Source organism: Thiobacillus sp. SCN 63-57, from assembly GCF_001725555.1.
Taxonomy (GTDB): Bacteria; Pseudomonadota; Gammaproteobacteria; order Burkholderiales; family Thiobacillaceae; genus Thiobacillus.
This window is the reverse complement of record NZ_MEGP01000008.1, coordinates 23,503-34,853: the sequence shown is the minus strand read 5'-3', so window position 1 is coordinate 34,853 and position 11,351 is coordinate 23,503. Positions and strand designations below refer to the sequence as shown.

Genomic DNA, 11,351 nt, shown 5'->3' with positions numbered 1-11,351 from the left:
CGGCCGGTTGACTATGCGCCGGGCCCGGGCAGGCTCTGTGCCAGTTTCAGCATGAAGGCCGCGTGTCGCGCCTCGGCCTGTTGATAGGCGGCGATGAGCCGCTCGGCATCAGGTGTGAGCCGGCTGCCGGCCGGGCCGCTTTCAACCAGAGGCGTGTCCCAGGCCGTATTCATCGCATCCACGGCGTCCCATGCGGCCTTGTAGCTCATCTTCATCGTCTTGGCAGCTTTGGAAATGGAACCGGTCTCGCGGATGCGTTGCAGTAGCTCGACCCGGCCCCGGCCGAGAAAGTTCTTGCCGTCCAGTGTCAGCCAGAAACGGCCGTCTGCTCGGAGTTGCGTGTTCATGCGGCGAGTGTAGCAAACGACCATTGCAGTTCGATCGTGCACGACAGAAAATCACGATCTGAAATATTGAAATATTCAGGAGAGTGCCATGAAGAAAATACTCGCTGTATGTGCGATCTTGTGCCTGCCGCTTTCCGCGATGGCGTCCGAAGGCTATACGGTCCTGTTCAAAACCCAGGGCACCTTCCAGGATGTGCGCGATGCGCTTCAATTCTCGATCGAGGGCAAGGGCCTCAAGATCAACCACACCAACAAGATCGCCGAAATGCTGGCGCGCACCGGCCCGGAAGTCGGTGCGACCAAGCAGGTGTATGTGGAGGGGGAGCAGTTCGAGTTCTGCAGCGCCACCATTTCGCGGCAGATGATGGAAGCCGATCCGCATGCGATGGTGATGTGCCCGTATATCGTATCGGTGTACACGATCCCGAACGACAAGCACGTCTACATGGCATACCGCAAACCCGGCCCCACCTCGAATCCGGCGCTGAAGAAGGCGCTGGGCAAGGTGGAAGACCTGCTGACCGGCATCATCAAGGACGCGATGTAAGGTAGCGTCAGAGCAGACGTGCGAGCGTCGCCAGCGCGCGTTCGATGTGCGCATCCCACTGGCAGGCACAAGCGACTCGGGTAAGGTCCTGTACTGCTGGTGGTCGAGAAAATGGGGCCAGGCGCAATGCTGACGCCTGCGATCTGGATGCGGCCGAGAATGCTTCCTGACCGGTACGTGCAGATATCAACGCCTGTGTGCTGCGCGTATGCCCGGGCCGGTCTTCCCGCGACTCAATCTTGCATTTCAGGCCTGCATCCAGACAGAACGGAGACAAGCAAGTATGAGCACCGGGGGATCGTGCCTGCAGGCACGCTACAACCAATGGATGAACGAACGCCTGTATGCGGTGACCTCGTCCCTTCCTGAAGCGGTGCGCCGTCGTGACCTGGGCGCATTCTTCAAATCCCTGCATGGCACGTTCAATCACATCCTGCTGGTCGACCGGCTGTGGATCGGCCGCATGACAGATGCGGATTCAACCGGTGGATGCAACACACTAGAAACTGCGTAAGCAGAAGGAGTGTTGCATCCACCGGTTGAATCCGCAAGACCATCCCTGCCATTTCGATTCGCTGGACCAGGAGCTGTATCGGGATTTCGAGCAACTGCGCATGCAGCAGCGCGAAACCGATGCCGATCTGCTGCACCGCGTCCGTGCGCTGACGGCGCAACAACTCACTCGCCGCATCGACTACATCAGCCTGATGACGGGACAGCCTAAATCGCTCCAGCTCGGCACCTTGCTCACGCACGTGTTCCACCATCAGACGCACCATCGCGGCCAGATCACGACCCTGCTGAGCCAGCTCGGCGCCGATTTCGGCGAGACGGACATGAGCTGGATGCCGGATGTGAATTGAAACGTCTGCATTAGAATGGCGGCATGACCCGTCCCTGCCATCCGTCCCGGCCATGATCGCCTTTCTCGCCATTGGCTTGGGCGCGGCCATCGGTGCGTGGCTACGCTGGGGGCTGGGACTCTGGCTCAATCCCCTGTTTCAACCGATGCCGCTGGGCACGCTGGCCGCGAACCTGATCGGCGGCTATGTCATTGGCCTGTCCATCGCATGGTTTACAGAACATCCTGGCCTGCCGCCGGAAGCCCGACTGTTTCTGATTACCGGCCTGCTCGGCGGACTCACCACGTTTTCCACGTTCTCCGCCGAAGTTGTCACTACGCTGATGCGGGGATTCTGGCTGACCGGCAGCCTGATTGCCTTGACCCATATGATCGGCTCCTTCCTTGCCACCGGACTGGGGTTTTATTCGATGAGGTTTTTCAAATGAACACAGTCTGCCTGCAGGTGTTTGTGTCCGAAGCCAGCCGTCATCATGGCAGGTTGACCTATGAGTGGCTGCTCGATGCCGCACAGGAACTCGGCATTGCCGGCGGATCGGCATTTGGCGCGCTGGCCGGTTTCGGCCGCCATGGCCGGCACGATGCGGGATTTTTCGAGCTGGCGGGCGAGTTGCCGGTGGTGGTGGAGTTCTTCGTCGAGGCGGCGATGGCCGACCAGTTGCTGAAGCGCATCGCCGACGCGGGATTGACGCTGGTTTACGCCAAGCTGCCGGCTGAAATCGGGGTCACGGTCCAATAAGCGCGCTCGACCAGCTGATTTTGTTCGTCGCCTCGCTGGCGGCCAATTTTTTCTCGGCGCTGTCCGGCGGCGGGGCCGGTCTGATCCAGTTTCCCGTTCTCATCTTTCTGGGGCTGCCTTTCGGGGTGGCGCTGGCCACGCACAAGATCGCCAGCGTGGCGCTCGGACTCGGCGCCACCCTCCGGCATCTGAAGGAATCGCATCTCGAACGCCGCTTCTCGCTGATCATCCTGGGCGCGGGGCTGCCGGGCGTGGTGTTGGGTGCGCTGACGATCCTGCATGTTCCCGAGCGGGCCGCCACCCTGGCGCTCGGGTTGCTGACGCTTGGCCTCGGCCTGTATTCGGTATTCAAACCGAGCCTCGGCATGGCACACCAGCCCAGGAACCGGCAGGGCGCTGCGCTCGCCGGCGGCATGGCGGGACTCTTCTTCGTGGGGTTTCTCAATGGCTCGATCACCAGCGGCACCGGACTGTTTCTCACCATCTGGCTGATCCGCTGGTTCGGCCTCGACTACACCCGCGCGGTGGCCTATACGCTGATCCTCTGCGGCTTGGTATGGAACGGCACCGGCGCACTGGTGCTGGGCGTGATCGGCACGGTAGCGTGGGGATGGATGCCGGCGCTGCTGGCCGGCTCGATCCTCGGTGGCTATCTCGGCAGCCACATGGCCATCAGGAAGGGCAATCTGTGGATCAAGCGTTCGTTCGAGATCGTGACCATATTGATCGGCCTGAAACTGATCCTGGGCTAGGGCCTAATCGTCGCTGCTGTGGATGCGGTTGCGGCCGCCGCGTTTGGCCTGGTAGAGCGCCTCGTCTGCGGCCTTGATCAGCGCGTCGCCGGTCTGATGGAGCGGATAGGTGGCGATGCCGCCGCTGGCGGTGGCCAGAAAATGGGTGTCGCGGTAGGGGTGCTTGATCTGTGCGAAATCGCGGCGGATGCGGTCCACGATGGCATAGGCCTCTTCGGCATCGGTGTGCGGCAGGCCGATGAGGAATTCCTCGCCGCCGTAGCGACAGAGAATGTCGTGCTTGCGCAGGCGCTGCTTGAGCAGCCAGGACAGGCTGCGGATGACCTGGTCGCCGACTGGGTGGCCGTAGGTGTCGTTGACCAGCTTGAAATGGTCGATATCCATCATCACCACCGACAGGAACCCGCCTTCGTGCGTGACGCCTGACAGCAGCATGTCGAGGGTGTTCTTGCCACTGGAATGGTTGAGCAGGCCGGTCAGGCTGTCGTGGTACATCGAGCGGCGCAGGGCGCGGTAGCGCTCGATCTTGCTCATGACGATGGTGTTCAGGAATACCGGATTGAACGGCTTGGTGAGGAAATGGTCGCCGCCCAGCCGCATGGCGTCGACCTGCAGGGCGACGTTGGTCTCGCCCGACAGGTAGACGATGGGCATGCTGAGGAATTCGTTGTGCTGGCGGATGATGCGTGCGACCTCGACGCCCGTGCAGTTGGGCATGTACATGTCCATCAGGATCAGGTCGGGATTGAACTGCTTGAGCGCGTTCAGCGTCTGGCGCGGGTCGTTGACGATCTCCGACACGATCTGGTTTTCCTGCAGCGTCCGCCGGATCAGGTGGCTGGCGGTCTTGGAATCCTCCACGATCAGCACGCGGTAGGCCTCCTGCTCGTGCCGCTCGTTCAGTTCCATGATGTGCTCGATGATGGCATGCGGGGGCGTGCCTTCCAGCAGGCAACTGTCGCAGCCGCCGCTCAATGCCTGTTGCAGCTGTTCGAAGTCGGACCGTACACCGAGACAGATCAGTTGTCCCATTCCGAATCGCTGTCGCAGCGACTGGATGCGGGCGCGCCACTCGGTTTCGGGCAGGCTGCCCATGTCGAGCAGCAGGAGGGGAGCGACGCCTGCGCTGTCCGGCAAATCCTGGTCCCAGGTGATGAATCCGGCCGCCATGCCGAAATAGCCGAGCTGTGCCTCCAGGCCGGCCCAATCGGCCCGGTCCTGCGCGATCAGCCAGGTCTGGCCGACGCGTACGGATGCGGGCGAGGCGTGGTGAGTGTCCTGGCAGTGCTCGATCAGCCCGGCCGTGGCCGTGGCGTGGGCGTGGGTCATGCGTGCAAGCGTGCCGACGCGCTCGCTCAGGTCGTCCAGCGCCGCCTGCGGCAGCGGATGCCCGATTTCCCGGTTGAACAATGCAAGTGTCACCTGCTCGAGTTGGTGGCTGGCGTGATGCAAGGCCGCGATGCCTTTGTCGATCAGGAATTCGGTGAAGCTGTTGATGGAAACCGCCAGTTCCACGAAGCTTTCAAAGCTCGGTTCTGCGCGATATCGATGCCACGAGTTCGACACGGCCTGATTTTTCTGCAGGAGCTCTTCGGGGGGGCAAAGCATTGACGATAAGTTTTATACTATTTTCTTATGAAACCCAATTATTACGCTTTATGGGGTGCTTTAGTCAATGACAGTCGTCAACCCCACGACAGGAGATGGCTCCGCAGGTGATTTCGATTCAGCGCAGAGGCTGCGCCATTCGCTGCATAGCTACTTGCCGGTATCTTCCGTCTCCAGCCGCAGATACTGGTTGTAGGCATTGACCCGATTGGCTTCGTTGAATGCCGGCATGGCGCGATATTTCGACCAGTCGGTTTTTTCGTAGGCTTCGTCGAAAGGAACCAGATTGCGGGCCGCCTTACCCATGCTGCTGCGCAGATAGCTCAGGTAGTCGCGCGTGAAGACGAGATCGGCACGCGGTGTCCGTGACGGCGCGCCATGGCCGGGAACCAGGATTCTGGGATGAACCGCGATCAGTTTGTCGAGCGCGGCGATCCAGGCACGGCTGTCGGCGTCACCGACAAACGGCACGCGGCCGCGAAACACCACGTCGCCAGCGTAGAGCACGCCGTCTTCCTTGACCAGCATCGCGAGATCCTCGCTGGAATGGGCGGGGCCGACGTGACGCAGGGTGAAATGAAGGCCGCCCATCCCGAACTCGGTGTCGCCCTCGACGAAATGGTCCGCCTCCAGCAAGCGGGTATCGTCATCCACCCAGGGGAAGAGCGCCTCCTTGCGTTGGGCCAGGCGCCGGGCCGCGTCCTCGGTGCGGGTGGCGCCTTCGGCGGCGCGCTGCGCCCAGATTTCGGCCCCTTGCGCCTTGAAGACCTGCAGGCCATAGAAGTGGTCGGCGTGGTAATGGCTGACAATGACCCGTTTGATCGGTTGTTTGGTGACCGTACGGATCAGGCCAAGCAGTTTCTCGGCCAGGGGGGGCGAGGCAAGGGCGTCGAAGACAACCACGCCGTCGCGGGTGACCACGAACCCGGCGTTGGACATGAAGCCCTGGTTTTCGCTGGAGGCCGCCCCCGACTGGCCCTGGACGAAATAGCTGTGGACGCCGAGACGCACAAGCTTCATCGGCACGGTGACATCGTTGTTGGTGGCGTGAGCCAGCGGAAACAGATTGAGCAGCAGCAAGGCGAACAACAGGCGAATCATGGTGACGGGTCCCTCCCGATACAGGCGGTATTATAATCGCGGGACTCCGGCGAGCGGCGTCGTGCGCACCTGTTGCGTGTGCGCCCACGCCTCGAAAACGGCGGGCGGCTGGGGACGGTTGAACAGATAGCCCTGGTAGGTCTGACAACCGCGATCGGCGAGAAAGACGTGTTGGGCCTCGGTTTCCACGCCCTCGGCCACCACGTCCAGGTTGAGGCTCTGTCCCAGGGCCAGGATGCTGTGCGCAATGGACGCATCGTTGGGGTCGCTCAGCACGTCGCGTACGAACGACTGGTCGATCTTGATTTCGTCCAGCGGCAACCGTTTCAGATACGCCAGGGACGAATAACCGGTACCGAAATCGTCGAGCGAAAAGCCGATGCCGCGTGCCTTGAGCGCGCTCATCTTGACGATGGTTTCTTCCATGTTGTCCACCAGCAGGCTCTCGGTCAGTTCCAGTTTCAGTCGGTGTGGATCGGCACCGCTGCGGTCGATGACGTCCAGTACCTGGGACACGAAATCCGGTTGGCGGAACTGGCGCGCGCTGACGTTCACCGCCAGAGTCAGCGACGCCATGTGCGGCTGGACGGCCCAGGCCACCAGTTGCAGGCAGGCAGTTTCCAGCACACGCAGCCCGATCGGCAGGATGAGGCCGGTTTCCTCGGCCAGAGGGATGAAAGTGGCCGGCGCGATCCAGCCGCGTTCGGAGTGATGCCAGCGCAGCAGTGCCTCGGCCCCGCAGAGGCGCCCCAGGCTGTCGACCTGCGCCTGATAATGCAGTTCGAAGGCATGGTTCAGCAAAGCGTGGCGCAGATCGGCTTCCAGTTCGGCACGCGCGGCGGCGACCGCCTGCATGGCCGGATCGAAAAAGCGCAGGGTATTGCGGCCCTGCGCCTTGGCCTGGTACATGGCGAGATCGGCGCGCTGCAGCAATTCGTCCTGGGTGGCCGGCTGGTCGTTGAAGAGCGTGACGCCGATGCTCGAGGTGCTGTGGTGCACATACTCGGACAGCAAGAAGGGCGGGGCGAAGCTGGCCAGCACTTTTTCGCCTACCACCATCGCCAGGGCGGCGGCTTCATGCGGGGCGGCAGCCAGATTCTCCAGCACGATCACGAATTCGTCGCCGCCGAGCCGTGCCAGCGTATCGCCTTCGCGCAGGCAAGCCAGCAGGCGCTGGGCAAGCTGTTGCAGGAACAGGTCGCCGATGGCATGGCCCAGCGTATCGTTCAGGGCTTTGAAATTGTCGACGTCGATGAACAGCAGGGCCCCCACCTGTGACAGGCGCGCATCGATCGCCAGCGCATGGCTCAGGCGATCGCGCAGCAATTGGCGGTTGGGCAAACCGGTGAGGTGGTCATAAAACGCCAGGTACTGGATCTCGCGCTCGGCAGCCTTGCGTTCGGTGATGTCGGTATTGATCCCCAGGATGGCATCCGGCATGTGTTGTTCGTCGCGCAGCAGGGTCCAGTGGGCTTCGACGATGAGTGTGCTGCCGTCCTTGCGCCGCTGCATGATTTCGCCGTTCCATTCGCCCTGTTCCCGTACCTCGCGCATGCTTTGGTGGAAATCGGCCGGAACGGCATACAGCAACGTGTCTGCTGACTGGCCGATCGCTTCGTCCTGGGTCCAGCCATACAGGCGTTCGGCCCCCTTGTTCCAGTAGCGGATGACGTGGTCGAGGCCGCGGACCACGATGGCATCCTGTGCCTTGTCGAGCAGCGAGGCCTGTTGTCGGATATGGGCGTCGGCGGCTTGACGTTCGAGCTCCGAGGCCACGCGGGAGGCAAAGATCTGCAGCGTGGACGTGATGAAAGCCGTGTCCCGCAGAGGATGGCTGAATAGCACGAACAGCTGCCCGATCGGCTGGCCGGCCGAATTGTCCAGCCGGTGACCCACGTAGGCCTGGGCGCGGTGCGCACTGAGTTCTGCGGTGCAGGGAAACAACTCGCTGACGCGGGCGGGGATTACGTAATTGAGCGTGTCGCTGAGATGCTGGCAGGGCGTGCCTGAGAGTGGATATTCAAAGTTGGGAATGATCCGGCTATCGAGGTAGGCCACCTCGGTGCGCGCCGAGGCCGGTTCGCCGGGCTGGATTCGTGCAATGAACCCAGCGCTGGCGCCGAGTGCCTCGGTCATGTTGCACACCAGCTCCTCGAAAAAGGCGTTGCCCGAATTGGCGGATACGCCCGCGGCGATCTTCAGCACGGCGGCCTGGATCCGATCCTGCTCGAGGCGGTTGCGCAGCGTGGCGATGGCGAATGCAAGATCGCCGGTCAGTTGCTGCAGCAGACGAATCTCCTCGGCACCGAAGTGACGCACCTTGGACGAGAACAGGGAAAATGCCCCGTAGGCATGCTGACCATCGTGCAAGGGCAGCACGACCAGACTGTGATAACCATGGTGCAAGGCGACTCCGAGCCAGGGCTCGGAGCTGGGATCGGACTGCAGGTCCTCGACCGTCACCACCTGGTTGCTGCGCAATGCCCGTCCGACCGGCCCGCGGCCCACGGCCTTGTCGTCGGACCGGCTGAACGAAACATCCTGCAGCGAGCCTGTGCCCACGCCTGCCCAGGCGATGGGCAATACCGATTGTTCGACATCGTCCTGGGTATAGCCGATCCAGGCCATGCGATATCCACCGACGTCGACGGCAATGCGGCAGATCTCGTTCAACAAGCCCTGCTCGTCTGTCGCGTGGACCACGGCTTCGTTGCAGGCGCTTCGCATGCGCAGAGCGCGGTTGAGGCGAGCCAGTTCAAGTTCGGCGTCATTGCGGCTGGTGAGGTCGGTCATGCCGCCGACCATGCGGAGGGCACGCCCGCTGCCGTCGCGGATCACCGACCCGCGATCCAGCACGTAGGCATAGTGGCCGTCCTTGCGCTGGAAGCGGTATTCGGCCGCCCAGTTGGTCCCGCCGTTGTCGATTACCTGGCGGATGCTTTCCAGTACCCGGCCATGGTCGTCGGGGTGGAGATGCCGAGTCCACGAGCTGCTGTCGAGGGGCAGGTCGGCCGGCACATGGCCGAATGTGCTTTGCATGCCTTCGTTCCACCAGATGCGGTCCAAAAGCAGGTCCCAGTCCCAGATGGTATCGGAGATGACGCGTGCGACGGTCTTGAAACGTGCCTCACTTTCGTGCAGTGCCTGCAGGACCCGTTTGCGTTCGGTGATATCGCGTTGCACCGCCACGAAGTGCGTATGCCGGCCGGACGCATCGGTGACCGGGACGATGTCGAGATCGAGCCAGACGGGTTCGCCCGCCTTGGTGTAGTTGATGAGTTCGCTGCGTACCGGCTGTCGGGCTTCCAGTGCGGCACGGATGCGGTCGAGCTCGTGGCGGTCGGTCAAGGGACCTTGCAGGAAACGAGGCGATTTCCCCAATACTTCTTCGCGTCGATAGCCAGTGAGCCGTTCGAACGCATCATTGACGAACACGATGCGTGGTCCCGGTTCGTCGCAGGGGTCGGCCTCCGTGATAAGCACGATATCGTTCAGGCGGGCAACGCTCGCCTCCAGCAGCGCAAGTTGCTGGAGGCCGCTGTTCTCGTCGGCAAGCGGATGCGGTGGGGCGTCCACGACGTCGAGACTAGACATGGCTTCCTGGCCTGGAGACGGCGAATACGCATGCGGAATATCGTCGCAGGGGTCGGATCGATCCAGTCGGTGCGTGCATGGCGGGTCAGGGCGTCAGCGTATGCCTAAGTTAACGTCCATTTTACGGCCGAACTTGAAGACAGGCCGGCGGAAAGGCGCGCATCGGGCGTGGCACGAGGCTGTGGTATCTTCTCGCGTTGTAGAAGGGGGTTGCATCCGTGTTCAAGAAACAGTGGCCGGCATTTGTGCTGGCGTTCGTATTGCCGATCGTCGCAGTTTTCTGGTGGTGGGGCGGGTTCAACTCGGTCAGCGTGACCGAAACCGTGGCCGGGCCGCATCGTTATGCCTATCTCGATTACGAAGGCCCGATCAGCAACATGCGTAAATCGCAGAATGCGGTACTGGACCGGTTCACCGAGGCCCGGGTGACGGCAGGCGACACGATCAGCGTCATCCTCACCGATCCGCGCGCCGACAACGGCAAGGTGCGCGCGCAATTGGGCTATACCCTGGCCGATGACGCCCCGGTCCCTGCCGGCCTGAAGGAGGGCCGTATCGAGCGGCGTCCGGTCTACCTCGCACGTGTTCAGGCGGCGGTTCTGCTGGCACCGTCCAAGGCCTACCAGGCGCTGGACGACATGCTGGAAGCGCATGGCAAGGGCATCGTCATGCCGACGGTGGAGCTGTACCGTCCGGCAGGCCAGGCCGACCGGATCGGCGTCTTTACCCTGGAAATGAACCGCTGATGGCGTTCTTCTCCGTCTTCGCTGCCATCGTGCTCGAGCACATACGCCCGTTGCGGCAGCCGCTGCCGCATTACCAGCGCTACACCTTGTTCATCCAGTGGCTCCAGCGCAAGCTCAACGCCGGCGAATACAGCCACGGTGCGATCGCCTGGACGCTGGCAGTCATGCCGGTGCTGATAGGCGTATGGCTGGTTTTCTTTCTGCTCGGCGGCATCAGCCCGTTTCTCGGGTGGGTGTGGAATGTGGGCGTACTGTATGTCACCCTGGGCTTCAAATATTTTAGCGACGATGCCGAGCGCATCGCACGCCTGTTGCGCGCCGGCGAACTCGATTCGGCACGCACGCAACTCGGCGCATGGCGTGGCGGCGATGCCAGCGCGTTCAGCGCGGACGACATCGCGCGCGTCACCATCGAGCAGGTGATGGCGGCAAGCCAGCGCCAGATGTTCGGCGTGCTGTTCTGGTTCGTGCTGCTGGCGCCACTGGGACCGGTCGGGGCCGTGCTGTTCCGCACCGCCTCGATCCTGGCGCGACGCTGGACGAACACCCAGGGTCGATTCGGCCTGTTCGCCCTGCGAGCCTTCCATGCCATCAACTGGCTGCCGGCCCGGCTGACTGCACTGACCTACGCCATTGCCGGCAACTTCGAGGATGCCACCTTCTGCTGGCGCACCCAGGCGCCGGGCTGGCCGGAAGAGGAAGAGGGCGTGGTGCTCGCCGCCGGCGCCGGCGCCATGGGGGTGCGTCTGGGCCAGAGCCTCAACGTGGGGGACGAAACCGTGTGGCGGCCCGAACTGGGCACGGGCCAGGCCCCCGACGCCGACTGCATCGACAGCGCCATCAGCATGATCTGGCGCGGGTTGGTGATCTGGCTGGTGGCCGGGCTGCTGGTTGTCGTCGCCAGCTGGATTTCCTAAGACTGAACCTAAAAACCACAGTTGACCGCTCAATAATTTAAGCGAATTCCGCATGAATACTGGCCCTTTAGCCTTTGATCGCGTTCATCGGGAAGGTGATTCCGCTACGCACCCGCTGGCTCGCCAGGCCATGCATCT

At 62.5% G+C, this 11,351-nt stretch carries 12 protein-coding genes; 8 read left to right on the top strand and 4 right to left on the bottom strand.

Annotated elements, in window-relative coordinates; all coding sequences use genetic code 11:
* Positions 1-11: 11 nt before the first annotated feature.
* Positions 12-347: a LysR family transcriptional regulator gene (locus ABT23_RS03935; protein ID WP_296631487.1), complete on the bottom strand. Its 336-nt coding sequence runs from the start codon at positions 345-347 to the stop codon at positions 12-14.
* An 88-nt stretch (positions 348-435) separates the two neighbouring features.
* On the opposite strand from ABT23_RS03935, the gene ABT23_RS03930 reads away from it, so the two are divergent.
* From ABT23_RS03930 to ABT23_RS03905, 6 genes are all read left to right on the top strand, one after another.
* Entirely contained in the window at positions 436-894 is a 459-nt protein-coding gene (locus tag ABT23_RS03930) for a DUF302 domain-containing protein (protein ID WP_296631484.1), read from the top strand.
* A 283-nt stretch (positions 895-1,177) separates the two neighbouring features.
* On the top strand, positions 1,178-1,408 hold the full coding sequence (locus ABT23_RS03925) for a DinB family protein (protein WP_296631483.1): 231 nt from the start codon (positions 1,178-1,180) through the stop codon (positions 1,406-1,408).
* Between the two features lie 25 nt (positions 1,409-1,433).
* Positions 1,434-1,757 (top strand): DinB family protein, encoded by a 324-nt coding sequence (locus ABT23_RS03920; RefSeq protein ID WP_296631480.1) that lies wholly within the window; start codon positions 1,434-1,436, stop codon positions 1,755-1,757.
* A 52-nt stretch (positions 1,758-1,809) separates the two neighbouring features.
* On the top strand, positions 1,810-2,184 hold the full coding sequence (gene crcB / locus ABT23_RS03915; RefSeq protein ID WP_018508224.1) for a fluoride efflux transporter CrcB: 375 nt from the start codon (positions 1,810-1,812) through the stop codon (positions 2,182-2,184).
* Positions 2,181-2,495, top strand: a complete 315-nt coding sequence (locus ABT23_RS03910) for a DUF190 domain-containing protein (protein WP_296631476.1) — start codon at positions 2,181-2,183, stop codon at positions 2,493-2,495. Before crcB ends, ABT23_RS03910 begins: the two co-directional genes overlap by 4 nt.
* Before the next feature lie 20 nt (positions 2,496-2,515).
* Positions 2,516-3,247: a sulfite exporter TauE/SafE family protein gene (locus ABT23_RS03905; protein ID WP_296631475.1), complete on the top strand. Its 732-nt coding sequence runs from the start codon at positions 2,516-2,518 to the stop codon at positions 3,245-3,247.
* A 3-nt stretch (positions 3,248-3,250) separates the two neighbouring features.
* Here the strand turns inward: ABT23_RS03905 and ABT23_RS03900 are convergent, their stop codons facing one another.
* The 3 genes from ABT23_RS03900 to ABT23_RS03890 all read right to left on the bottom strand — a co-directional run bounded on the left by ABT23_RS03900 (position 3,251) and on the right by ABT23_RS03890 (position 9,550).
* On the bottom strand, positions 3,251-4,762 hold the full coding sequence (locus ABT23_RS03900) for a diguanylate cyclase (RefSeq protein ID WP_296631472.1): 1,512 nt from the start codon (positions 4,760-4,762) through the stop codon (positions 3,251-3,253).
* Positions 4,763-5,005: 243 nt separating this feature from the next.
* Positions 5,006-5,956 carry an MBL fold metallo-hydrolase gene (locus ABT23_RS03895; RefSeq protein WP_296631470.1) on the bottom strand — a complete coding sequence of 317 codons (951 nt, stop codon included), beginning with the start codon at positions 5,954-5,956 and terminating at the stop codon, positions 5,006-5,008.
* A gap of 30 nt (positions 5,957-5,986) precedes the next feature.
* Positions 5,987-9,550 carry an EAL domain-containing protein gene (locus tag ABT23_RS03890; protein ID WP_296631468.1) on the bottom strand — a complete coding sequence of 1,188 codons (3,564 nt, stop codon included), beginning with the start codon at positions 9,548-9,550 and terminating at the stop codon, positions 5,987-5,989.
* Positions 9,551-9,768: 218 nt separating this feature from the next.
* Here ABT23_RS03890 and ABT23_RS03885 point away from each other — a divergent pair, with 218 nt between their 5' ends.
* Positions 9,769-10,296, top strand: a complete 528-nt coding sequence (locus tag ABT23_RS03885; protein WP_296631465.1) for a hypothetical protein — start codon at positions 9,769-9,771, stop codon at positions 10,294-10,296.
* The gene (locus tag ABT23_RS03880; protein WP_296631461.1) at positions 10,296-11,213 is read left to right on the top strand and encodes a CobD/CbiB family protein; all 918 of its coding nucleotides are present in this window, start codon (positions 10,296-10,298) and stop codon (positions 11,211-11,213) included. Before ABT23_RS03885 ends, ABT23_RS03880 begins: the two co-directional genes overlap by 1 nt.
* The last annotated feature ends 138 nt before the right edge of the window (positions 11,214-11,351 follow it).